The sequence below is a fragment of the Methylosinus sp. PW1 genome (assembly GCF_000745215.1).
Classification (GTDB): Bacteria; Pseudomonadota; Alphaproteobacteria; order Rhizobiales; family Beijerinckiaceae; genus Methylosinus.
In genome coordinates, this window is sequence record NZ_JQNK01000008.1 from 112817 (window position 1) to 136752 (window position 23936).

Consider the following 23936-nt stretch of genomic DNA (forward strand, 5'->3'; position numbering starts at 1 on the left):
CAATGGCGTCCGCCTCATTTGCCGAACAGGTCTTTCATCTTCGCGAAGAATCCGGTCGCCTCCGGATGCGTCTGGTGGGACGATTCCTCCTCGAATTCGGTGAGCAGCTCGCGTTGGCGCTTGGTGAGACTTTGCGGCGTCTCGACGCTGATCTGCACATAGAGATCGCCCGATTCGCGCCCGCGCAGCAGCGGCATGCCCTTGGCTTTCACCTTGATCTGCTTGCCGGTTTGGGCGCCTTCGGGGATTTTGATCTCGGTCTCGCCGCCGTCGATCGTATGCACGGTGATCTTGCCGCCGAGCGCCGCGCGCACCATGGAGATCGGCACGCGGCAATAGAGATCGGCCCCGTCGCGCTGGAAGAACGTATGCGGCTTCACCGACAGGAAAATATAGAGGTCGCCGGAGGGGCCGCCGCGCAGGCCGGCCTCGCCCTCGCCGGCGAGGCGGATGCGCGTGCCGTCCTCGACGCCGGGCGGCACATTGACGGAGAGCGTGCGCTCTATGGTGGCGCGGCCGGTTCCCGAGCAGGCCGAGCAGGGGTTGTCGATCACCTCGCCGCGGCCCTGGCAGGTGGGGCAGGTGCGCTCTATGGCGAAGAAGCCCTGCTGGGCGCGGACCCGGCCATGGCCGGCGCAGGTGGGGCAGGTCTTGGGCTTGGAGCCCTTTTTGGCGCCGGTGCCGCCGCAGGGCTCGCAGGAGACGGAGGTCGGCAGCTTCAGCGTCGCCGCCTTGCCGTGGAAGGCCTCCTCCAGCGTGATCTCCATATTATAGCGCAAGTCCGAGCCACGCTCGCGAGCGGAGCCGCGGCCGCCGCCGCGCCGTCCCATCACCTCGCCGAAGAGATCGTCGAAAATATCGGCCATCGAGGCGGCGAAGCCGTCGCCGCCGCCGAAGCCGCCGCCGCCTTGCTCGAAGGCGGCATGGCCGAAACGGTCATAGGCGGCGCGCTTCTGCGTGTCGGAGAGGCATTGATAGGCCTCATTGACCTCCTTGAAGCGCGCCTCGGCCTCCGAGTCGCCGGGATTGCGGTCCGGATGATATTGCATCGCGGCCTTGCGAAAGGCGATCTTCAGCTCGACGTCGGTCGAGGTCTTGGATACGCCGAGAATTTCGTAGAAGTCGCGTTTGGACATGTCAGTCTTGGGTTGGTTCGTCCGAGGCGTCGCCGCGCGCGGCGAGCTCGGCGAAGATCGGCTGCAGGCTGTATATCAGTTCGGGAAGCGATGTCAGCACCGTGTCCCAGATCGTGTCCAAGTTCAGGTCGAAATAGCCGTGGGCGATCCGATTGCGCATGGAGGTCATGTCTCGCCAGGGCGCTTGCGGATATTTCTCCCAGAATTCGGAGTGCTCACGAGCCAGACGCGACGCCATTTCACCGATTACCAGCAGATTCATGATGACCGCCTGCTGGGTGCGCCGGTCGCTCAGAAAATCCGCCTTTTCCATTCCTTCGATGTAGGAAATTGCCCAATTCGCGCAATCCAGCATATGGCCGACCGGGGCGAGGGGAGATTTTCGCTTCATATCGGCCGGGCCTCGGCCAAGACACGCTCCCGAAAATAACGTGAAATATCCCCCGGCGTAAGCAGATCGACGCGAACGCCCAATATTTCCTCGAGTTCGACTTGCAGCCGCCCGAGATCGAAGAGTGTCGCCCCTGGCAGCGCGTCGACCAGAATGTCGATATCGCTGCCGTCCTCGTCGTCGCCGTGGAGAACCGAGCCGAAGACACGCGGATTGGCGGCGCGGTTGCGGCCGACCGCGGCGCGGATCGCCTCACGATTTGTCTGCAGTGCGACCGAGGGTTTCATAAGACTTTTCAATATCACATCTGCGGCCGCATCGAAAAAGGCGCGGCCAACGGGTTCTCCGCTCGCCGCGCCGATCGGCCATTCTGCCTTACTTCTTCTTGTCGTCGCCGCCGACTTCCTTGAAGTCCGCGTCGATGACATCGTCCTGCGCATGGGTCTCGCCCGCCGGGGCGGCGCCTTCGGACTGCTGGGCCTTGTACATCGCCTCGCCGAGCTTCATCGAAGCCTGGGTCAGCTCATTGGTCTTGGCCTTGATCGCCTCGGCGTCCTCGCCCTCGAGCGCGGTCTTCAGCGCCGCAATAGCGGCCTCGATCGCGCTCTTGTCGGCGCCCGACACCTTGTCGCCGAACTCGGACAGCGACTTCTCGGCCGAATGCACGGCCGCCTCGCCATGGTTCTTGGTGTCGACGAGCTCACGACGCGCCTTGTCCTCGGTGGCGTGCGCCTCGGCGTCCTTGACCATCTTGTCGATGTCGGCGTCCGACAGGCCGCCCGAGGCCTGGATGCGGATCTGCTGCTCCTTATTGGTGGCCTTGTCCTTCGCCGTCACATTGACGATGCCATTGGCGTCGATGTCGAAAGTCACCTCGATCTGCGGCACGCCGCGCGGCGCCGGCGGAATGCCGACGAGATCGAACTGGCCGAGCAGCTTATTGTCCTGCGCCATCTCGCGCTCGCCCTGGAAGACGCGAATGGTGACGGCGGTCTGATTGTCCTCCGCCGTGGAGAACACCTGGCTCTTCTTGGTCGGGATGGTCGTGTTGCGGTCGATGAGGCGCGTGAACACGCCGCCCAGCGTCTCGATGCCGAGCGACAGAGGCGTCACGTCGAGCAGCAGAACGTCCTTCACATCGCCCTGCAGAACGCCGGCCTGCACCGCCGCGCCGATGGCGACCACCTCGTCCGGGTTGACGCCCTTGTGCGGCTCCTTGCCGAAGAACTGCTTCACCACCTCCTGAACCTTCGGCATGCGGGTCATGCCGCCGACCAGCACCACTTCGCCGATCTCCGCCGCCGAGAGGCCGGCGTCCTTCAGCGCCTTGCGGCAGGGCTCGATGGTGCGCTGGATGAGATCATCGACCAGCGCCTCGAATTTGGCGCGCGTCAGCTTCAGGGTCAGATGCTTCGGGCCGGAGGCGTCGGCGGTGATGTAGGGAAGGTTGATCTCGGTCTGCGTGGCCGAGGAGAGCTCGATCTTCGCCTTCTCGGACGCTTCCTTCAGGCGCTGCAGAGCGAGCTTGTCCTTGGTGAGATCGATGCCCTGCTCCTTCTTGAATTCGCCGGCGAGATATTCGACGAGGCGGCTGTCGAAATCCTCGCCGCCCAGGAAGGTGTCGCCATTGGTGGACTTCACCTCGAACACGCCGTCGCCGATCTCGAGGATGGACACGTCGAAGGTGCCGCCGCCGAGGTCATAGACCGCGATCGTGCCGGCGCCCTTCTTGTCGAGGCCATAGGCGAGCGCGGCGGCCGTCGGCTCGTTGATGATGCGCAGCACCTCGAGGCCGGCGATCTTGCCGGCGTCCTTGGTGGCCTGGCGCTGGGCGTCGTTGAAGTAAGCGGGAACGGTGATGACCGCCTGAGTGACGGTCTGGCCGAGATAGGCCTCGGCCGTCTCCTTCATCTTCTGCAGGATGAAGGCGGAAATCTGCGAGGGCGAATATTGCTTGCCGTCCGACTGCACCCAGGCATCGCCATTGGGGGCCTTGACGATCTTATAGGGGACGAGGCCGATGTCCTTCTTGGTCATCGGATCGTCGAAGGAGCGGCCGATGAGGCGCTTGATGGCGAAGAAGGTGCGCTCGGGATTGGTCACCGCCTGACGCTTGGCGGGCTGGCCGACGAGACGCTCTCCGTCCTCGGTGAAAGCGACGATGGACGGCGTGGTGCGCGCGCCTTCCGCGTTCTCGATGACCTTGGGGCTCGACCCTTCCATGACGGCCACGCAGGAATTGGTCGTGCCGAGGTCGATGCCGATGATTTTAGCCATATCGCCGTTCCTTTCGTTCTTTCGAAATCGGGTCCCGAAGCGGCCCGTATGTCGCCGATCCTTCGGCGGCTCGCATTTTCAGCCCGCCGCGCATCGGCTGTTCATCGTCACTTCAGATTGTAATCGGCCTGCATCGGCGCAAGTGCGATCTGCATATAGAGCGCGCCGGGCATATAGAATGAAGGCTCCCATGGCGGCAAGCGCCGTCGGGGCCGGCATTTTCTCACCCTGCCGTCGCGGCTCTGCCGTTCCGGCTCGCTTTCGCTTATTCTCCGCGGGGCGATTCGCGAAGCGAAGCTCGGCCGCGGACGAGCCTGCGCCTATTTCCGAACTCCGATTGCCAACAGGCCGACGCGTGCTTCCCCACTCGATCGAACCCCTCCTGCGAATCGTCGCCGCCCTCGGCGACGCCGGCTTCGTCCTTCCGGCGAGCGGCGGGCTCGCCGCGGCGCTCTGGGCGGCCGGCGACCGCCGCGCGGCCGTCGCTTTCCTCGGCGCCATAGCGCTGTGCGGCGTCATGGCGACCGTCGCCAAAATCTTCTCCATGGCCTTCGGCCCGCCGGCGCTGCACAGCCCCAGCGGCCACGCCGCGCTGGCGGTGGCCTTCTTCCTGCCGCTCTCCGCAATTTTCATGCGCGTTCGCGAGAGGCGCGCCGGAATTTTCGCCGCCGCCCTCTGCCTGACGGCGGCCGTGCTCGTCGCCATCGTCAGAGTGGCGCAGGGCGCGCATACGGAGCCGGAGGCTTTCGCGGGATTTTTCATAGGCTTGGCGTCGTTCGGCCTGTTCCTGCGCGCCGCCCCGGCGCAGGTCTCGATCGGCGCGCCGGCGATCATCGTCTTCTTCATCGCCGCTGTCGCGATTCAGTCCCAAATCGGGCTCAGCATAGAAGTGGAGGGGCCGCTCGAGCGCATTGCGACACGGCTCGCCGAGATGCTGTCGCTCTAGCTCCAATGTTTCTATCTTGTTTCTTTAGCGCTTTCGAAAAAAGCTTCGTGGCCAAAGGCGGATAGCTCCCTCCTCGCGCGGCGCGTCCGATGGCGGACGATATTTGATTTTCATCACGAAGCGTGCGATTCGACCTTCAGGAATAGCGTTTTTGGCGGAGAATCGCCGCAATGCAGATGAGTCGATTGTTGCGGTCCGCGGCGGCGTTAACCGTGCTTCTCCTGCTTTCCGCCTGTGACAATTCCGCCCGCAAGGCCGAGGACCCGGCGCGGGTCGTGCTCGTCGCGCCCGTTCATTACGCGCCGCGCTCGCCGACGCGCCAATTCGTCGCCGCCATCCGTCCCCGCGTCGAGACCGACCAATCCTTCCGCGTCGCCGGCAAGGTGGTGCGCCGTCTCGTCGAGAATGGGCAATCCATCAAGGCCGGCGATCTTCTGGCCGTGCTGGACGAGGCCGATCTGCGCCTGCAGAAGGAGCAGGCCGAGGCGGAACTCTCCGCCGCGCGCATGGCGCTGGAGCAGGCCGCCGCCGACGAGCGCCGCGCGCAGACCTTGCGCAAGGACGGCTGGACCGCGCAGGCGGCGCTCGATCGCCAGAAAGCGCAGGCCGAGGAGGCGCGCGGCCGCCAGCAGCGCGCGCTGCGGGCCGTCGAGCTCGCCAAGAATGCGCTGGATTACGCCTCGCTGCGCGCCGATTCGGACGGGGTGGTGACGGCGACCTTCATCGAGCCGGGGCAGGTGGTCGCGGCGGGGCAGGCCGCGGTGCGCGTCGCCCGCGCCGGCGCGCTCGAGGCCGTCGTCGCTCTGCCGGAGGCCTTCGCCTCCCTCGCCGGAGCCGGGGAGGCGAGCCTCTTCCTCTGGTCCGATCCGGCCAAGACCTATCGCGCTAGCCTGCGCGAGCTCGGCGCCTCCGCCGACGCCGCCACCCGCACCTTCTCCGCGCGCTATTCGATCCTCGGCGCAGATGAGAAGGTGGGGCTCGGCATGAGCGCGACGCTGACGCTCGCCGGCAAGGATCAGGGCGTCGCCGCGGCCCTGCCGCTGGCGGCTCTGTTCGATCAAGGCTCCGGCCCCAGCGTGTGGAAGGTGGAGGAGGGCGGCAAGCTCACCCTCGCGCCCGTCTCCGTGCTGCGCTACGAGGCCAAGACGGCGCTCATCGCCGCCGGCGTCGCCGAGGGCGACCGCGTGGTCGTGCTCGGCGCCCATAAGCTCGATCCCGGCCAGCGCGTGCGTCCGGTCGACGCCGAGACTCTGTGAGGCGCGGGGCGATGGGCTTCAATCTCTCGCTCTGGGCGGTCAAGCGTCAGACGCTCACCCTCGCGCTGATCCTCGCGGTGGCCATCGCGGGGGTCTTCTCTTATTTCCGCCTCGGCCGCGCCGAGGACCCGTCCTTCACCATCAAGGTCGCCAATCTCACCGCGATCTGGCCGGGCGTCACCGCGCTCGAGATGCGCGATCAGGTCGCCGACCGCCTGGAGAAGAAGCTGCAGGAGCTTCCCTATCTCGAGAAGATCGAGACCTATGTGAAGCCGAGCTTCCTCGCCATGCAGGTGACGTTCAAGGACACGACGCCGCCCGCGCAAGTGCCGAGCCTCTTCTATCAATTGCGCAAGAAGCTCCACGACATTCAGCCGGAGCTTCCGCAGGGCGTCATCGGCCCGGACGTCAATGACGAGTTCGGCGACGTCGACGCCGTGCTCTACGCCGTCCATGGCGAGGGCGCCGATTATCACCAGCTCGACCGCGTGGTGGAGATGTTCCGACAGCGCCTGCTGGAGACGCCGGACATTGTGAAGGTCAATGTCTATGGCGAGCAGGATCGCAAGATCTTCGTCGAGTTCAGCCAGGCCAAGCTGGCCAATCTCGGCGTCACGCCGCAAGCGCTGTTCGAATCGCTCGCCAAGCAGAATGCGGTGAACGCCTCCGGCGTCTTCGAGACGCCGGCCAATCGCGTCGCCTTGCGCGTCACCGGCGCGCTGAAGGGCGCCGAGGCCATCGCCGCGACGCCGGTGGAGGCGAGCGGCCATGTGTTTCGCCTCGGCGACGTCGCCGATGTCGTGTCCGGCTATCAGGACCCGCCGAACTTTCTAGCGCGCTACAAGGGCGAGCCGACCATCGTCGTCGGCGCGGTGATGGCCAAGGGCGGCAATGTGCTCACCCTCGGCAAGAATCTCGAGGCCACAATGGCCGAAGTTCGCGCCGAGACGCCGGTCGGCATAGAGATCACGCAGATCGCCGATCAGCCGACCGTCGTCTCTCATGCGGTCGGCGAGTTCACGCGCTCCTTCGTCGAGGCGCTGGTCATCGTCCTTTTCGTGAGCTTCGTCTCGCTCGGATTTCGCACCGGAATCATCGTCGCTCTGTCGGCGCCGCTGGTGCTCGCCGTCGTCTTCGTCTTCATGAACGCCTTCGGCGTCGATCTTCAGCGCATCTCGCTCGGCGCGCTCATCATCGCGCTCGGCCTGCTCGTCGATGACGCGATCATTGCCGTCGAGATGATGACGGTGAAGATGGAGCAGGGCGAAGATCGCATCAGCGCCGCCACCTTCGCCTGGACGTCCACGGCCTTTCCCATGCTCACCGGCACTCTGGTGACGGTGGCGGGCTTTATGCCGGTCGGCTTCGCCGCTTCCTCGACCGGCGAATATACGGGCTCGCTGTTCTTCGTGCTGGCCGTGGCGCTCGTCGCCTCCTGGTTCGTCGCCGTGCTGTTCACGCCCTATCTCGGCGTGAAGCTGCTGCCGGACTTCTCGCGCCATGCGCATCACGATCCCGAGGCGATCTATTCGACTCCCTTCTATCTCGGCCTGCGCCGGCTCATCACCTGGGCGGTCGACAATCGCCTGCTCGTCGTTTGCGCCACGGGCGGGATTTTCGTCGCGGCGGTCCTCGGCTTCGGCCATGTGCAGAAGCAGTTCTTCCCTATTTCCGAGCGGCCGGAGCTGTTCTTCCAGCTGCGCATGCCAGAGGGCTCGTCCATATTCGCGACGGCCGCGGCGGTGGACGAGGCCGAGAAGCTGCTGAAAGGCGACGAGGACGCCGTCCATTACACGAGCTATATTGGCCGCGGCCCGCCGCGCTTCTGGCTCGGCCTCAGCCCGGCGCTGCCCAATGAGGCCTATGCGGAGATCGTCATCGTCGCCAAGGATCTCGAGGCGCGCGAGCGGCTGAAGGCCCGCCTGTCCAAGGCGCTGGAGGATGGCGCCGTCTCGCAGGCGCGCGCCCGCGTCGATCGCTTCAACTTCGGCCCGCCGGTCGGCTTTCCGGTGCAGTTTCGCGTCATCGGCCGCGATCCGGCGGAGGTGCGCGCCATCGCCTATCGCGTGCGCGATGTGATGCGCGAGGACAAGGCCGTCGTCGAGCCGCATCTGCAATGGAACGAGCAGACGCCCGCCGTGCGGCTCGTCATCGATCAAGACCGCGCGCGCGTCATGGGCCTCACACCGCAGGAGGTGGCGAACCGGCTGCAGATGATGGTCTCCGGCGTGACCATCACCAGCCTGCGCGACGGCATAGACCGCGTGGACGTCGTCGCCCGCGCCACGCCCGGCGAGCGCGGCGATCTCGGGCGGCTGGACGATATCGTGATCTTGACGCGCGCCGGCGCGCCCGTGCCGGTCTCGCAGATCGCCAAGATCGTCTATGAGCATGAGGAGCCGATCATCTGGCGGCGCAATCGCAACATGCTCGTCACCGTGCGCGCCGATGTGAAGGACGGCGTGCAGGCGCCGGACGTCACCAATCGCATCTGGCCGCGCCTCGCCGAGATTCGCGAGCATCTGCCGCCGGGCTATCGGATCGAGATCGGCGGCGCGATCGAGGAATCCGCCAAGGCCAATTCCTCCATCGCCGCCGTGGCGCCGGTCATGATTCTCGTGATGCTGGTGATCGTGATGTTCCAGCTGCAGGATTTCACGCGGCTCGGTCTCGTGATGATGAGCGCGCCGCTCGGCCTCATCGGCTCCTCGCTGGCGCTCAATCTGGCGAGCGCGCCTTTCGGCTTCGTCGCTCTGCTCGGCCTCATCGCGCTCTCCGGCATGGACATGCGCAATTCGATCATATTGGTCGATCAGGTGCGTCAGGATCTCGAGAAGGGCGCCAATTATCGCGAGGCCATCATCGGCGCCACGGTGCGGCGCGCGCGTCCGGTGGCGCTCACCGCCATGGCCGCCATTCTCGGCATGATTCCGCTGACGCGCTCGCTGTTCTGGGGGCCGATGGCGCTCACCATAATGGGCGGCCTCTTCGTCGCGACCTTTTTGACCGTGCTGTTCCTGCCGGCGCTCTACGCCATGTGGTTCCGCCGCAAGCTCGGCGACGTGCTGGTCGAGACGCCGCCGCCGCCTGCTGCTGCGCAATTCGCCTATCACGAGCTGCCGAAGGTGGCGGAATGATCGGGCGCCTCGTCCGCCGCGGCTGAGCGATTCGCCGAGCGGGCTATGGACGCTCGGTCGAAGCCTCGAATAGGATGTGGCCATTGAGCGAGCGCTCTTCGCCGAGCGCGCAATATCCTTTTCGGAGCGGCATATGCGAAAATCCCTGGCTGTGGCGGCCCTTTTGGCCAATCTCCTCTGCAGCGCAACCGCGGTTCGCGCGGATGCGTCGCTGGAGGACGTCCGCGTCGCGCGGCAAGTCATCGACGCGCTCCATTTGAGCGACCAGATGGCGGTGATTTTGCCGCAGCTCGTCGACGCCGTGGGGCGCGGGCTCACCGCACATTATCCGCAGCACGCCAAAGAGATTTCCGAGATCATGCCGCGGCTGAAAGTCAAAGCGTCGGCGCGGATCGACGAATTCATGAGCCTCATGGCCACGGCGCTGGCCCCGAAGCTGTCGTCGACGGAGCTGCGCGAGCTGCGAAGCTTCGCCACCGGTCCGCGCGACGTCGCAGCGCGCAATGATTTCGCGCGCTCGCCGGCTGGAATCAAATTCTTCTCCCTGCGCGAGGAGTTCACGCGCGAAATGCGGGAGCGGGGAGAGCAATGGGGCGCGAAAATCGGCCGTGAGGTCGATGAGGAATTCAAGGCCGAGCTGAAGAGCCGGGGCGTCCGTTTATAGGACCCGTCATCCTCGAAAAAGAGTCGCGCCGCTCCTTCGTCGAGAAGGGCGGCGCTGCAATCTTCGTCACCAGAGAAATGCGCTCAGGGGGAAGGATTGAGCCCGCCCTCAGCCGCCGTTCTTCTTCTTGCTCTGATCGCTGGCGATGGGCGAGGCCTCGGTGAGGCCCTTGTCGATCTTCTCGAGGATCTTCGGCAGATCATCGGGATCGGGGCTCATGTCGCGCGCGTGATTCCATTGGAAGCGCGCCTCGAGCTTGCGATTGACGCGCCAATAGGCGTCGCCGAGATGGTCGTTGATGACCGGATCGGAGGGCTTGAGATCGACCGCCTTCTCGAGCTCGCGCACCGCCTCGTCATAGCGGCCGAGCCGGTAATAGGCCCAGCCGAGACTGTCGACGACATAGCCGTCGCGGGCGCGCAGATCGACGGCGCGGCGCAACATTTTGAACGCCTCGTCGAGATTGACGCCCTGATCCACCCAGGAATAGCCGAGGTAGTTCAGGACCAGCGGCTGATCGGGATAGAGCTCCAGCGCCTTTTTGAGATCGGCCTCGGCGATCGGCCAGTTCTTGCGGCGCTCATTGGCGATGCCGCGATAATAGTAGAGCAGCCATTGGCTCTTGTCGGTCTGCGGCTGCAGGTCCAGCACCTTGGTGTAGGTGGTGACCGAATCGGCGAACAGCTTGCGCGAGCGCTGGATGTTGCCGAGCGCGGTCAGCGCCTCCTGATCCTTGGGATGCTCGACGATGACCGCCTGGAGGTGGTCGGTCGCTTCCTTCGTCTTGCCGAGCGTCTCCAGCAGCAGCGCCGCCTGCACATCGGCGTTGACGCGCAGCGGGCTGTCCTTCGGCACGCTGTCATAGAGATCGATGGCGATCTCCTCCTGCTTCATGCGCTCGTAAATGTCGGCGAGGGTGATCGTCGCCAGCGCATTGTCGGGCGCGAGGAAGAGCGAGAGGCGCAGATAGATCAGCGAGGCGAGCTCGTCGCCCTGGCGGCCGCCGATCGCGCCGAGACCATAGAGAACCTCGGCCGCGCCGGCGTCGGCGTCGCGAACGAAGGGGGCGAGCGGCTTGCCCGAATCGATGTCGCCGATCGCCGCGGTGACGATGGGATGACGCGGGGCGAGATCGTCGAAGGCGCGATAGACGCGCCGCGCCTCCTCACGGCTGCCATGCGAGACGAGAAAGCGCGCATAGGCGTCGACGAGGCGCAGCGTGTTGCGCTCGGAGCCATAGGCGGATTTGAAGCGTTTGGTCGCCTCGGCCTTGTCGCTGTTCTTCGCCGAATCGACGATGAGCGCCGCATGATAGTCGCGGAAGACGGCGAAGGCGTCTTCCTTGAGCTTGTCGGCCGTCGCCAGCGCTTGGCGGGTCTCGCCGGCGCCGGCATAGGCCCAGGCGGTGAGCAGCGTGGAGGTGACGTCATGTTTGCGGTCGAGCCCGCCCTTGGCGAGGACGGCGCGCGCCTTGGCGAATTTCTTGGCCTTTATCGCTTCGACGCCCAGCGTCAGATTGGCGAGGCCATTGTTTTTGTCGAAGGTCGCGACGCGGGCGGCGAGGGCGAAGGCCTCCTGCATATTGCCATTGGCGAGAGCGGCGACGAAGGCGCGCTCGGTCAGCTCGCGATTGCGCGGATCATTGCGCAGCGCCTCGCGGAAAAATGTCGAGGCCGCGAGCGTGTCGCGTTCCGCCCCGGCGACGATGGCGGCGAGATAATTGCCGGACGCGCTCTCGCCGACCTCGAAGGGCGTCGCGATGGAGAGAGTCGATTCGCGGGCGTGAGCCGAGCCCTCGCCGACGAAGGAGATTTTGCCGGCGAAATCATCGACCCCGAGCGAAAGCGCGCAAAACGCCGCGGCGGCATAGGCCGCGCGGGTCGAGAAAGAGCGAACGCGGCGCCGTCCAGGCGCATCGGACGAGAAGAATCTGTTCACGTGCTGTTTCCCGCAATCGGCCGCAGCGGCGCGGCGCCGGCGCGCCCCGAAAGAGGCCGCCGAGCGCCACCATCATGCGGGAAGATGGCTGTTTTGAGCCGCCCCCGCAAGTGCGAAATATCCCAACGGGGGCAGCCGTCTTTTGTCGCGAAAGCGTCGCGTCAGCTCCGTCCGCGCACGGCGGCGACGATCTTCTGCGCGGCGTCGTCGAGATCGTCGGCGGGAATCACATCGAGGCCCGAGCTGGAAATGATTTCCTTGCCGAGATCGACATTGGTGCCCTCGAGGCGCACCACCAGCGGCACCGCGAGGCCCACTTCCTTCACCGCGGCGATGACGCCCTCGGCGATGACGTCGCAGCGCATGATGCCGCCGAAGATGTTGACGAGAATGCCCTTCACCTTGGGATCGGCGGTGATGATCTTGAAGGCGGCCGTCACCTTCTCCTTGGTGGCGCCGCCGCCGACGTCGAGGAAGTTGGCGGGGTTCTCGCCATAGAGCTTGATGATGTCCATCGTCGCCATCGCGAGGCCGGCGCCGTTGACCATGCAGCCGATGGTGCCGTCGAGCGCGATATAGGCGAGCTCATATTTGGAGGCCTCGATCTCCTTTTCGTCCTCCTCGGTCTTGTCGCGTAGCGCGACCACGTCGGGATGACGATAGAGAGCATTGTCGTCGAAGGAGATTTTCGCGTCGAGGCAGCGCAGCTTCCCGTCCTTGGTGACGATCAGCGGATTGATCTCGAGCAGCTCCATATCCTTGGCGACGAAGGCCGAGAACAGGCGCTCGGTGAGCGAGACCGCCTCCTTCACCAGCGGACCGGCGAGGCCGAGCGCGTCGGCGACGCGGCGGCCGTGATGCGGCAGAACGCCGGTCGCCGGATCGACGGAGAAGGTCACGATCTTCTCGGGCGTCGCATGGGCGACGGCCTCGATATCCGTGCCGCCCTCGGTGGAGACGACGAAGGAGACGCGCGAGGTGGCGCGGTCGATCAGCAGGGAGAGATAGAATTCTTTGTCGATATCGGCGCCGTCCTCGATATAGAGGCGGTTGACCTGCTTGCCGGCCTCGCCCGTCTGCACCGTGACCAGCGTGGAGCCCAGCATCTCCTTGGCGAAGGTCTCGACCTCGTCGAGCGAGCGGGCGAGGCGCACGCCGCCCTTCTCGCCGGCCGAAGCCTCCTTGAACTTGCCCTTGCCGCGGCCGCCGGCGTGGATCTGCGCCTTGACGACATAGACGGGGCCGGGCAGGCCGCTCGCGGCCTGGCGCGCCTCGCCGGCGGCGAGCGCCGGAGCGCCTTCGGCGACCGGGGCGCCGAACTCACGCAGGATGGCCTTGGCCTGATATTCGTGGATGTTCATTTCTCACCGATCCTGATTGCGACCTTCGTCGCGACAACGCGCCCCTCGCCGGGGGCGGAAACGGGGCTCAGCGCGCTCAGGCGAAGGCGGGGTCGAGCGCCTTGCTGGCGGCGATCAGCGTCTTCACCGAGCCGACGGATTTGTCGAACATCTGCTGCTCGGCGGCGTCGAGCGCGATCTCGACGACGCGCTCCACGCCATTGGCGCCGATCACCACCGGCACGCCGACATAGAGCCCGCTGACGCCATATTGCCCGTCGAGATAGGCGGCGCAGGGCAGCACGCGGCGCTTGTCCTTCAGATAGCTCTCCGCCATGGCGATGGCCGCGGAGGCCGGCGCGTAATAGGCGGAGCCGGTCTTCAGCAGGCCGACGATCTCGCCGCCGCCCTTGCGCGTGCGGTCGACGATGGCGTCGATCTTCGCCTGAGTGGTCCAGCCCATGGCGACGAGATCGGGCAGGGGAACGCCGGCGACGGTCGAGTAGCGCACGGAGGGAACCATGTCGTCGCCATGGCCGCCGAGCACGAAGGCGCTCACATCCTCCACCGAGACGTTCAGCTCCTCGGCCAGAAAGAATCGGAAGCGGGCCGAATCGAGCACGCCCGCCATGCCGACGACCTTATTGGTCGGCAGGCCGCTCGCCTTCTGCAGCGCCCAGACCATGACGTCGAGCGGATTGGTGATGCAGATGACGAAAGCGTTCGGCGCATAGGCCTTGATGCCGGCGCCGACCTTGGAGACGACGCCGAGATTGATGGTGAGCAGATCGTCGCGGCTCATGCCCGGCTGGCGCGGCACGCCCGCCGTCACGATGACGACATCGGCGCCGGCGATGGCGGAATAATCGTCCGCGCCAGCGATGCGCGCGTCGAATCCCTCGACCGGCGCGGATTGGGAGAGGTCGAGCGCCTTGCCCTGAGGCACGCCGCTCGCGATGTCGAACAATACGACGTCGCCGAGCTCCTTGAGGCCGATGAGATGGGCCAGCGTCCCGCCGATATGGCCGGCGCCGATCAGGGCGATTTTCTTGCGCGCCATCTTTTCTCCTATGGGCGTGCCTGGAAATAAACTGCTAGCGCGCTTTTTCCCGTCTGAAAAGGCGAGAGTCGCTTCTAGCGAAGCTTCGCACGAAAATTGAGCAAGCGCGCGCGCCTGCGCCGCGCGGCTGTGGAAATAGGCTGTTTCGAACCCGCTCCCTTCCGACGCCGGCCCGCTCGGCCTAGAGCGCGTCCACGCCGCCGAGCGAGAGAATGAGCTTCCACTCCTCCTCGGAGACGGGCTGCACCGATAGCCGCGAATTATTGACCAGCACCATTTCGGAAAGGCGCGGATCGGACTTGATCTCGGCGAGCGTCACCGGCCGCGCGAAAGGCGCGACGGCCTTTATATCGACCATTCCGAATTTGCCGCTCTCATCCGTATGGTCGGGATAATAGGTCTTGATGACCTCCACCACGCCGACGACGGCCTTGTCCTCGTTGGAATGGTAGAAGAAGCCGCGCTCGCCGATCTGCATCGCCATCAGCTGCTTCTTGGCGAGATGGTTGCGCACGCCGTTCCAGAAGGTGCCTTTCGCCCCGGCGGCGACCTGCTGGTCCCAGGACCAGGTCTTGGGCTCGCTCTTGAACAGCCAATGCGCCATCAGAGCTCGGCCCCAACCACGCGCTTCCAAGGCTTGACCTCGACGCTCGCGAACAGCCCCGCCTTCGCGTAAGGGTCCTCTGCGAGCAGAGCCTGCGCCGCCGCCGCATCCGCCGCCTCGACGATCAGCAGCGAGCCGACGGGCTTCTCGGCCGCATCGAGAAACGGCCCGCCGAGCTTCACCTGCGCGGCATGGGCGGCGAGAAAGGCGAGATGCGCCTCGCGGGTCGCGAGCCGAAGCTCGACATGGTTCGGCTTGTCCAGGCAGAGGGCGGCGAAGAGCGGCAAAGCGGCCTCGTGAAAAGGGGAAGCGACGGCGCGGCGGTGATTAGCAGATCGCGGGGGTGCGGTCGATAGAATTGGACGTGAGAAGCAGGGAAGGCATTGGCGTAGACGCCTCCCGCTGCGGTGGGACGATAACACCGATGCGCCCACCTTGCCCCCACCGCCGTTCTCGCCTATAAGCCGCGCCATCCCACAGGCGAAAGTCTCACGGCTCCTGCTTCAAGGCGCCGTTCCGGTGGCCGGCTCTCCGGCTCATCCTGCTTTCGCCGAGGCTAGAACCGGAGAAGATGACAATGGCGATTCCTGATTTCACCATGCGCGGCCTGCTCGAGTCCGGCGCTCATTTCGGCCACCAGTCGCATCGCTGGAACCCGAAGATGGCTCCCTATATCTTCGGCGCCCGCAACAACATCCACATCATCGACCTCGCCCAGACGGTGCCGCTGCTGCATCAGGCGCTGAAGGTCGTCTCCGACACTGTGGCGCGCGGCGGCCGTGTGCTCTTCGTCGGCACCAAGCGTCAGGCGCAGGATCAGATCGCCGACGCCGCCAAGCGCAGCGCGCAATATTTCATCAACTCCCGTTGGCTGGGCGGCACGCTCACCAATTGGAAGACCATCTCCGGCTCCATCCAGCGCCTGCGCAAGCTCGACGAGCAGCTCGGCGCCGGCGCCGCGGGCGTCACCAAGAAAGAGCGTCTGCTGCTCACCCGCGAGCGCGACAAGCTCGAGAAGGCGCTGGGCGGCATCAAGGACATGGGCGGCACGCCCGATCTCATCTTCGTGATCGACACCAATAAGGAGCAGCTGGCGATCAAGGAGGCCAACCGCCTGAAGATCCCGGTGGTGGCGATCCTCGACACCAATTGCGATCCGGACGGCATCACCTTCCCGATCCCCGGCAACGACGACGCCGGAAGGGCCATTGCGCTCTATTGCGATCTCATCGCCCGCGCCGCGATCGACGGCATCTCGCGCAGCCAGGGCCTCTCGGGCCTCGATGTCGGCGCCTTGGAGCAGCCGACGGCGGAGCCGGCGCTCGGCCGCGTTCATGCCGATCTGCGCTCGACCGATGAGGTCGTCGCCGATGCGGCGGCCGCCGAGGTCGAGATCGCGCTCGAGCCCTTCGAGCTGCTCTCCGCTCCGCGCGGCGCGCCGGACGATCTCGCCAAGCTGCATGGCGTCGGCCCGCAGCTGGTCAAGAAGCTCAATGACGGCGGCATCTTCCATTATTGGCAGATCGCGGCGCTGACGCCCGCGGATCTCGAGAAGCTCGATCAGGACCTCAAGCTCAACGGCCGCATCGCCCGCGACGGCTGGGTCGATCAGGCGCGCTCGCTGGCTTCGGCCTGATTTCGCGCCAGAGCGTTTCCAGCCGAAGTGGATGCCGGTTCGGCGTCGGAAACGCGGCGATATAGGAGCGCGCTTTCCGATCGAACGGAATCGTTCGATCGATCAGAATTCGCTCCCAAATAGAGAAATGAGAGCGTCATCCGATCCCGATTGGATCGGATGACGCTCTAGCGTCACATTCACGACAGATTATCGCGCCGGCTCCCAAAGGGGCCGGCGTTAGCTCTAGCTAGAGGTGTCTAACCCCATGGCCCAGATCACCGCCGCTCTCGTCAAGGAACTGCGCGAGAGCACGGGCGCCGGCATGATGGATTGCAAGGCCGCCCTCAACGAGACCAATGGCGAAATCGAGGCGGCCGTCGACTGGCTGCGCAAGAAGGGCCTCTCCAAGGCCGCCAAAAAGTCCGGCCGTGTGGCCGCCGAGGGCCTCGTCGCCGCGATCGTCGAGGATGGCGTCGGCGTCGTCGTCGAGGTGAATTCCGAGACCGACTTCGTCGCCCGCAACGACGACTTCCAGAAGCTCGTCAACAATATCGCCCGCGTCGCTCTGGAGACTGGCGCGACCAGCGCCGAGGAGCTCGCCGGCAAGCCCTATCCGGGCGGCGGCGTCGTCTCGGAGGCGATCACCACCGGCATCGCCACCATCGGCGAGAATCTGACGCTGCGCCGCGTCGCGCCGCTGAAGGTGGAGGGCGCGGTCAATCGCTACGTCCACACGCAGATCGCCGATGGCCTCGGCAAGATCGCGGTGATCGTGGCGCTCGAGTCCAAGGGCGACAAGGAAGTCCTGTCGACGCTCGCGCGTCAGATCGCCATGCATGTCGCCTCGGCCAATCCGCTGGCGCTCGACGCCTCCGGCCTCGATCCGGCGACGGTGGAGCGCGAGAAGGCGCTGCTCGCCGAGAAGAACGCCGGCAAGCCGGCCAATGTGCTGGAGAAGATCATCGATTCGGGCCTCAAGACCTATTACAAGGAGGTTTTGCTGCTCGATCAGGTCTCGAACCACCCGGATCACGGCGGCAAGACCATCACCCAGACGCTCAAGGAGCATGAGGGCAAGGCCGGCGCGCCGATCACGATCAAGGGCTTCGCCCGCTATGCGCTCGGCGAGGGCATCGAGAAAGAGACCAGCGATTTCGCCGCGGAAGTGGCTGCGGCCGCCAAAGGCTGATCGCGTCTCGAGAATTCCCCGGCCGCTGCGGCGGCCGGGAGCCGGTCTCCGGCGCAACCGATCTTTCCAAAAGAAAAAGGCGAAGCGGACCGATGGTCGCTTCGCCTTTTTTGTTTTTGCGCCTGCCGTCCGACGTCCGCATGGCCCCTGAGAGAGAGGCCATGCGGCGTTCCGACTAGAACAGGTTGAAGTGGTAGTTGATGCCGGCGCGGACCGTGTGGAACTTGGCGCGCTGCGGACCGAAGGCGAAGCCGCCATTGCGCTCGAGGTCGGTGTAGAGATACTCGACCTTGGCCGACCAGTTCGGCAGGAAGGCGTATTCCAAGCCGCCGCCGGCGGTCCAGCCGGTGTGCACGTCGCTGCTGAAGGGCGAGTTCAGCTCGCCATAGGCGAAGCCGCCCGTGCCATAGACGAAGAGCTTCGAGTCGAGCAAAGCGAAGCCGGCGCGGCCGCGCACCGTGCCGAACCAGGGCAGGCTGACGTTGCGGAAGCCGATGTTGGAGCGCAGGCTCGTGCCCTGGAAGTCGGTCTCGATGCCGACGACGAAGAGCGGCGAGATCTGGTAGTTGTAGCCGATCTGGCCGCCGCCCACGACGCCGCTGACGTCGCCGCCGAAGCTGTTGTCCGCCTTGAAGCCGCCGCCGACATTGAGGCCGACATAGGCGCCCGTCCAGGAGAAGACCGGCGGCGGCGGCGCGAAGGCCGGCGCATCCTTGCGATAGGGCAGGTCGGCGGCGTGAGCGGCGCCGACGGAGAGAGCGGCGGCGACCGCGAGAGCCGAAAGGCTGTTCTTGATAAGCATGTGAACCTCCGAAGAGCACGAAAAAGGACGCCCAGCCGCCGCCTCGGCTAGAACGTGACCATAGGCGGAAACTCGTCGAGTCGGCCTGATTTGTCAACCACTGTTGATGTCTTCGGCGAGAGCCCCGTCGGGCGCGTCGGACTTCTGGTCCGGTCGAGCCCCGCCGGAGGCTTCACCATGCGGTGGACGAGCGTGACCTTGGCCTGCGAAAGGTTCACATTTCCCTAATAGGTAAAATACCGCGAAATTTTGACGAGAAGTCGGCCGGCCGCTGGAATGCCGATTGACGGCGCGTCGCGCGGGATCGATTGTGAATAAATATCGGGAGAAGGCTTCTCGATGCGGCCGGAAAAGTTGGAAAAGCGTTCGGGGGAGGCGACGCGGCGGCGTATTCTCGCCGCGGCCATCGCGCGTTTCGCGCATGCGTCCTTCGAGGAGGTGAGGCTGCGTGACATAGCCGCCGATGTCGGCGTCGATGTGGCGCTGGTGCATCGCTCTTTCGGCTCCAAGGAGCAGCTCTTCGCCGCCGCCGTCGTCGAGGCGTGTCCGGCGGCTCTCCTATCGGCGGATCGCAGCCGGCTCGGCGCGGTCTTCGCGAGCTTCGCGCTCGAATCGCAGCAGCATGACGGGCTGCATATTTTCATTCGCTCGCTGACGAGCCCGCTGGCGCGCGATCTCATTCGCGCCTGCTGCTATCGGGATTTCATCGGGCCGCTGGCCGCCAAGCTCGAGGGGCAGGCGTCGCAGCAGCGGGCGGCCCTGTTCGTCTCCTGCCTCATCGGCTTCTCCATCATGCGGGAGGTGCTGCGAGTGGAGCCGCTGCTCGCCGATAGCGACAGCGGGCCGATGATCCAGCGGCTGCTCGCAGCCTGCCTCGACGAGGTCGGACCGCTCGTTGCGAGCGATCAGAACTCCTCCCAATCGTCCTGAGCCGGCTGCGGCTTGCGCGCCGCGCCGCCGCCACGCCCGGCGGAGACCGTCTTCAGCGCCGCCCGCGGCGTGCTGGCGTGCGATTGGGCGTGCGAGCCATGCTTTTCGCCCAGCTCGAAGCTCGCCACAGAGCGCGTCAGCGCCTCCGTCTCCTTGCGCAGGCTGTGGCTGGCGGCGGTGGTCTCCTCCACCATTGCGGCGTTCTTCTGCGTGTTCTGGTCCATCTGATTGACAGCGGTGTTGATCTCGCCGAGGCCGGTCGCCTGCTCGCGCGCGCCTGCGGCGATATCGGCGACCACCTTGTCGATCTCCGCCACCTGCGCGACGATGGTGTCGAGCGCCTTGCCCGTCGCGCCGACCAGATCGACGCCCTGATCCACCTCTACCGTGGAGGTGGAGATGAGGCCTTTGATCTCCTTGGCCGCCTCGGCGGAGCGCTGCGCCAGCGCGCGCACTTCCGAGGCCACCACCGCAAAGCCCTTGCCGGCTTCGCCGGCGCGCGCCGCCTCGACGCCGGCGTTGAGCGCCAGGAGATTGGTCTGGAAGGCGATCTCATCGATGACGCCGATGATCTGGCCGATCTGCTGCGAGGAGCGCTCGATGCGGCCCATGGCGTCCACCGCCCGGCGGACGATCTCGCCGCTCTTCTCGGCCTCCATCTTGGTGGAGCCGACGATATTGCTGGCGTGAACGGCGCCCTCGGCGCTCTTCCTCACCGTGGTGGTGATTTCTTCCAGCGCGGCGGCCGTCTCTTCCAGGCTCGCCGCCTGCTGCTCGGTGCGGCGGGCGAGATCGTCGGCGGCGACGGCGATCTGGCTGGAGCCGGCGTCTATGGCCTTCGCGCCGCCGGCGACGAGGCCGAGCGCGGCTTCCAGCTGGCTCATGGCCGCGTTGAAATCATTCTGCAGCCGGCGATAGGCCTGGGGCATGGCGTCGGAGAGCCGATAGACGAGATTCTTGGAGGCGAGCTTCTCGAGACCCTCGCCGATCGCCTGCAGCGCCGCCTCGCGCTCCCTCTCGATCACGGCCTGCTCGGCCTTGCGCCGCGCCTCGGCCTCCTCGCCGCGACGACGCTCCTCGGCGGCGCGGCTCTCGGCGGCGCGCAGCTCCTGCGCATTGCGCTTGAACGTGTCCAGCGCGCGCGCCATCGCGCCGACCTCGTCGCCGCGCTCGACGCCCGCCACGACGGCGCCGAGATCGCCCTTGGCGATATCTCCCATCTGGCCGGTGAGGCGCGCGATCGGCGCGCCGATCTTGCGGCCGGAAATATACAGCGACGCCGCGCAGCCGATGAGAACGGCGAGGGCGCCGACGCCGATCATCGTCCAGATCGTCTGCTCGGTCTGGCGGCGCAGCTCCTCGCCGACGCGCTTGTCCTCCGCTTCGGCGGCTCTATAGATGGAGCGCATCTCATCGACGATGGCGCGGATTTCCTCATCGGCGCCGCGCAGCAGCGACACGCATTTGGCGAGCTGCTCCAGCTCATGCGGCTTCAGGCGCGCGCCGAGCTCGAGCGCCGGCAGCTCCTGGGCGATTGCGATCGCGGGCTTCGCCTGCTCGAAGACCTTGGCGAAGCGGTCGCGATAGCCTTTGATCTGCGCCGCATGGGTCGGGTCGAGCGTCATCGCCTCGCCGAGCAGCGTGTCGACGCGCGGGCCGACCGAGGCCGCCTCCTGCGCGGCGGCGCGCGAAATCGGCGTGTCCGCGTCATAGGCGATCATCTGATGAACAGAGAGGCCGAATTCGGTGATGGCGCGATTGGAGCGCAGCAGCTTCACCACGGCGGCGTAGGAATGCTCGGTCAGATCCTGGTAGCGCTGTCCGAGCTCGCTCATGCGATGGACGCCCAGCCCTGTGACGCCGATGAAGAGCAGACAGGTCAAAGCGAGGGGAAGAAGGCTCTTGGTGGTGAGCTTCAAATTGTCGAACCGCATCGAGAAAGCTTCCTTGTGATCGACGGCGAGCCGGCGCAGTTGTCGCGGGAGTGGCGCTCGCGGGAATACAGTGAAGCCTAAGCAGCAAAAGGTTTCTGAAAAATCTATGTTTTCCACTTTCGCGTGCGCCGGCGCGGTCGACGCGCAGCAGCCTCGCCGTCAAAAAGAGAGGCCGCCGGGGCGTCCCCGGCGGCCTCTCTGATCGTCGAAAAGAGCGAGCGTTCGGTCAGAACTCGGGCTTGCGGACAGCGCAGCCGCAGCCGCAGCTGGCGGAGGCCGCTCGCAGCGCCGGGCGCCGACGTCCGGCCAGCGCATTGGCTCCGCGGTGAGATGGCGACAGTCGCCGACGCGCTCGGAAACTCCGGCGAGCCTCATGCCTCGGGTCGGTCGAACATATCCAGCCTAGACCCGGAAAAGTTTCAGAAATATCTATGTTTTTGACGTATTTGAGCGACGAGACGGGGCGTCTGCTGCGCCGTCTCGTCACCTCTCGGCGCGGCGTTCCGGCGCGGCCCACAGCTCCTCCGCATAGCCGCGCCTGATCCAGCTGCGGAAGCGATAGCGGCGGGAAAAGCCGTAATCGGGCAGCAGCGCGCCCACCACCGATTGCCGGCCGGAGGAGCCGACCACGCGATTGGCCTCCTGATTGACGCTCAGCAGCAATGGCGCCCAGCGCCCGATGCGCGCGAAATAGCTGCGGCAGACGGCGTCGCCCATTTCTGGAAAGGAATCGCAATTGACGATGACGTCGCTCTCGATGAGCGCCTCGTCGTCGATGTCCGGCGCGAGGACGAGATCGACGCCCTCGCCGCGGGACCGCTCGTGAGGATGGCGGAACTGCACGCTCGCTTCGGGCAGGCCGCGGCGCAGCGCGAAAAATTGCATGGCCGCGACCGTCGGCAGGTCGACGATGGTGTAATGGCGCGCGCCGGCGAGCAGCGCATAGCGCGCCGCCTTGCCGAAGCCGCCGCCGATCTCGCAAATTCTGGGACGTGCGACGCCGCTCGCCTCTATCGCGCGCAAGGCGAGATAGAGCGCCTGAATATCGCGCCCATGCAGCACATTGCCGTCCATGGCGAGGCCATAGAGCCCGTCGAAGACGGCGGGCGGCGCGATGGGAAAGCCGAGCGCCGCCTCGATCTCGGCGACGAGCGCGCGCGAGGAGGCGATCAGCGTCTCGCCCACATAATCCTGCTCGGCGCATTCCACCTGCGCGAGGCCGATATATTGCGTGAGCGAGGCCAGCATGTCGTGGAAGGGCGCGACCGCGGCCCGGCGGCCCTCCGGCGAGGCGGCGAGAAAGTCCCGATAGGCCTGCACGCCCTGCTCGAGCCCGGTCGCGGCGGAGGATTTCTGCACATCGACGAGACATTGCGCCAACGCGCGAGGGTCGTCGCCGTCGAGAAGCGCGAGCAACGGCTGATGGCGGCTCGCGACGATATCGGTCCACATGGCGCCGCCGCCGCCCAAGCGCCGCGCGCCGCGGCCGCTGGCGTGCTGCGCCCAGGCGCTCTGCAGCTCGGCGGCGATCTCTATGTCGCGCTCGTCGACCGGCCGCAGCGACAGGGTCGGCTCCAGCCGCGGCAGGCCGCGCCGCGTGGAATTGAGCAGCGCGGCCGAAAGGCTGCGCCGGCCCGCATTCTCCAGCAGCCAGAATTCCTCGCCACGCACGCGGGCGGCCAGAGTCTCCTCGGGATAATCGCCGTTCGGCAGATCGAAATCGAAGCCGTAGCGTCCGTCGCCGAAGCCGGCGCGCGCTAAATCCTCGCGCGGCCGATCGGCGCGCGCGACGCCGATCACGGCGCCGGCGGAGCAGATCTCGACATCGAATCGATCGCGCAGCCGCAGGCGGTCATAGACCCAGCCGGACACGCGGCCGCCGCCCGCGAGATCGACATAGCCGGAGAATTCTCTTTGACGCTTGCGCGAGAAGAACATCGGCCGTGCTCCTATGGCGCGCGCGAGCGCTGCGTGTCACTTGCGCGCAAAAATCGAAAGCCCGGAGGAGCGGGCGCTCTCCGCCTCTCGTATGTTCGTAAAACCGGCTTCATGCAATGCGGCGATCAGATCGTCGTGGCGGAGCGAGGACGCCTCTCCACGCTGCGCGACTTGTGTGTGAATGTATAGCGCGTCGGCGCAGCGCGCGAGAAGCGCAATGGCCGCGAGCGGATCGGAGAAACGGCGCAGCGCGTCGCAGGCGACGACGAGATCATAGCGTTTGTCCGTATCGCGCAGAAACGCCTCCATATCGCCGAGCCAGAAGCGCGTTCGCGAGAGGCGCATCACCTCTTTGGCGACGAGGCAGCGGATGAATGCGGCGCGGCTCGGCTCGATCGCCTCGACATTGGCGCCTGCGGATTCGAGAAGAAAGCTGTGGCCCGCCTCGCCGGGCGACAGTTCGAGCACATTGCGGCCCTCGAGCGGGCCGAAACAGTCGATCGCCCACCGGATGCGCGCATCGTCGAAGGCCTCGATCCGACCGGCGGAGACGCCGCATGTCGGCGGAAAAGCGCAGCTCCATCCGCCGACCAAATCGATGGCGTTCTGCAGGCGCGGAACGCTCGACACATAGGAGTCGAAAACCTCCGCCGGAGGACGTGACGCTCCTCGTTTCGGCAGCATGTCTCGCAGCTTCCTAAGCATCGATACGATCATCCCTCGGCGATGAGCAGAAATGCTTTCGAATCGCATCGAAAACACGACTGATTTTTCTG

The 23936-nt window shown here is 65.9% G+C and carries 20 protein-coding genes; 7 read left to right on the plus strand and 13 right to left on the minus strand.

The window, feature by feature from the left end:
• Positions 1–14: 14 nt before the first annotated feature.
• From dnaJ to dnaK, 4 genes are all read right to left on the minus strand, one after another.
• Complete coding sequence (gene dnaJ, locus K369_RS05985) at positions 15–1136, minus strand: molecular chaperone DnaJ (RefSeq protein ID WP_036289194.1); 1122 nt, start codon at positions 1134–1136, stop codon at positions 15–17.
• Position 1137: 1 nt separating this feature from the next.
• Complete coding sequence (locus K369_RS05990) at positions 1138–1527, minus strand: DUF86 domain-containing protein (RefSeq protein WP_036289197.1); 390 nt, start codon at positions 1525–1527, stop codon at positions 1138–1140.
• On the minus strand, positions 1524–1814 hold the full coding sequence (locus K369_RS05995) for a nucleotidyltransferase family protein (protein WP_036289200.1): 291 nt from the start codon (positions 1812–1814) through the stop codon (positions 1524–1526). The genes K369_RS05990 and K369_RS05995 overlap by 4 nt, the downstream gene beginning before the upstream one ends.
• 88 nt (positions 1815–1902) lie before the next feature.
• Positions 1903–3804: a molecular chaperone DnaK gene (gene dnaK / locus K369_RS06000; protein ID WP_036289202.1), complete on the minus strand. Its 1902-nt coding sequence runs from the start codon at positions 3802–3804 to the stop codon at positions 1903–1905.
• A 355-nt stretch (positions 3805–4159) separates the two neighbouring features.
• Here dnaK and K369_RS27025 point away from each other — a divergent pair, with 355 nt between their 5' ends.
• The 4 genes from K369_RS27025 (at position 4160) to K369_RS06020 (ending at position 9807) form a co-directional block, all read left to right on the plus strand.
• Entirely contained in the window at positions 4160–4750 is a 591-nt protein-coding gene (locus tag K369_RS27025) for a phosphatase PAP2 family protein (protein WP_036289204.1), read from the plus strand.
• A gap of 170 nt (positions 4751–4920) precedes the next feature.
• Entirely contained in the window at positions 4921–6006 is a 1086-nt protein-coding gene (locus K369_RS06010; protein WP_036289206.1) for an efflux RND transporter periplasmic adaptor subunit, read from the plus strand.
• An 11-nt stretch (positions 6007–6017) separates the two neighbouring features.
• Positions 6018–9143: an efflux RND transporter permease subunit gene (locus K369_RS06015; RefSeq protein WP_036289209.1), complete on the plus strand. Its 3126-nt coding sequence runs from the start codon at positions 6018–6020 to the stop codon at positions 9141–9143.
• A 133-nt stretch (positions 9144–9276) separates the two neighbouring features.
• Positions 9277–9807, plus strand: coding sequence for a DUF2059 domain-containing protein (locus K369_RS06020; protein WP_036289212.1), 531 nt, complete (start codon positions 9277–9279; stop codon positions 9805–9807).
• Between the two features lie 108 nt (positions 9808–9915).
• Here the strand turns inward: K369_RS06020 and K369_RS06025 are convergent, their stop codons facing one another.
• The 5 genes from K369_RS06025 to K369_RS06045 form a co-directional block, all read right to left on the minus strand.
• Positions 9916–11745, minus strand: coding sequence for a tetratricopeptide repeat protein (locus K369_RS06025; protein WP_036289214.1), 1830 nt, complete (start codon positions 11743–11745; stop codon positions 9916–9918).
• A 161-nt stretch (positions 11746–11906) separates the two neighbouring features.
• On the minus strand, positions 11907–13106 hold the full coding sequence (gene sucC / locus K369_RS06030; RefSeq protein WP_036289217.1) for an ADP-forming succinate--CoA ligase subunit beta: 1200 nt from the start codon (positions 13104–13106) through the stop codon (positions 11907–11909).
• 76 nt (positions 13107–13182) lie between these two features.
• A complete protein-coding gene (gene mdh / locus K369_RS06035; protein WP_036289220.1) occupies positions 13183–14145 on the minus strand; it encodes a malate dehydrogenase in 963 nt (320 codons plus the stop codon).
• 181 nt (positions 14146–14326) lie between these two features.
• Complete coding sequence (locus K369_RS06040) at positions 14327–14749, minus strand: EVE domain-containing protein (RefSeq protein WP_036289222.1); 423 nt, start codon at positions 14747–14749, stop codon at positions 14327–14329.
• Positions 14749–15036 carry a YciI family protein gene (locus tag K369_RS06045; protein WP_036289225.1) on the minus strand — a complete coding sequence of 96 codons (288 nt, stop codon included), beginning with the start codon at positions 15034–15036 and terminating at the stop codon, positions 14749–14751. Before K369_RS06045 ends, K369_RS06040 begins: the two co-directional genes overlap by 1 nt.
• 290 nt (positions 15037–15326) lie before the next feature.
• On the opposite strand from K369_RS06045, the gene K369_RS06050 reads away from it, so the two are divergent.
• Complete coding sequence (locus K369_RS06050) at positions 15327–16385, plus strand: 30S ribosomal protein S2 (RefSeq protein ID WP_036289228.1); 1059 nt, start codon at positions 15327–15329, stop codon at positions 16383–16385.
• 247 nt (positions 16386–16632) lie between these two features.
• A complete protein-coding gene (tsf, locus tag K369_RS06055) occupies positions 16633–17556 on the plus strand; it encodes a translation elongation factor Ts (RefSeq protein ID WP_036289231.1) in 924 nt (307 codons plus the stop codon).
• Between the two features lie 175 nt (positions 17557–17731).
• Here the strand turns inward: tsf and K369_RS06060 are convergent, their stop codons facing one another.
• Positions 17732–18358 carry an outer membrane protein gene (locus K369_RS06060; RefSeq protein ID WP_036289234.1) on the minus strand — a complete coding sequence of 209 codons (627 nt, stop codon included), beginning with the start codon at positions 18356–18358 and terminating at the stop codon, positions 17732–17734.
• A 339-nt stretch (positions 18359–18697) separates the two neighbouring features.
• Here K369_RS06060 and K369_RS06065 point away from each other — a divergent pair, with 339 nt between their 5' ends.
• The gene (locus tag K369_RS06065) at positions 18698–19288 is read left to right on the plus strand and encodes a TetR/AcrR family transcriptional regulator (protein ID WP_036289237.1); all 591 of its coding nucleotides are present in this window, start codon (positions 18698–18700) and stop codon (positions 19286–19288) included.
• Here K369_RS06065 and K369_RS06070 read toward each other — a convergent pair.
• The 3 genes from K369_RS06070 to K369_RS06080 all read right to left on the minus strand — a co-directional run bounded on the left by K369_RS06070 (position 19264) and on the right by K369_RS06080 (position 23844).
• Positions 19264–21222 (minus strand): methyl-accepting chemotaxis protein, encoded by a 1959-nt coding sequence (locus K369_RS06070; RefSeq protein WP_036289240.1) that lies wholly within the window; start codon positions 21220–21222, stop codon positions 19264–19266. The two genes, K369_RS06065 and K369_RS06070, sit on opposite strands and share 25 nt — an antisense overlap.
• 483 nt (positions 21223–21705) lie before the next feature.
• Positions 21706–23160, minus strand: a complete 1455-nt coding sequence (locus K369_RS06075; protein WP_036289243.1) for a hypothetical protein — start codon at positions 23158–23160, stop codon at positions 21706–21708.
• Between the two features lie 36 nt (positions 23161–23196).
• A complete protein-coding gene (locus K369_RS06080; protein ID WP_051949099.1) occupies positions 23197–23844 on the minus strand; it encodes a bifunctional 2-polyprenyl-6-hydroxyphenol methylase/3-demethylubiquinol 3-O-methyltransferase UbiG in 648 nt (215 codons plus the stop codon).
• Positions 23845–23936 lie beyond the last annotated feature (92 nt).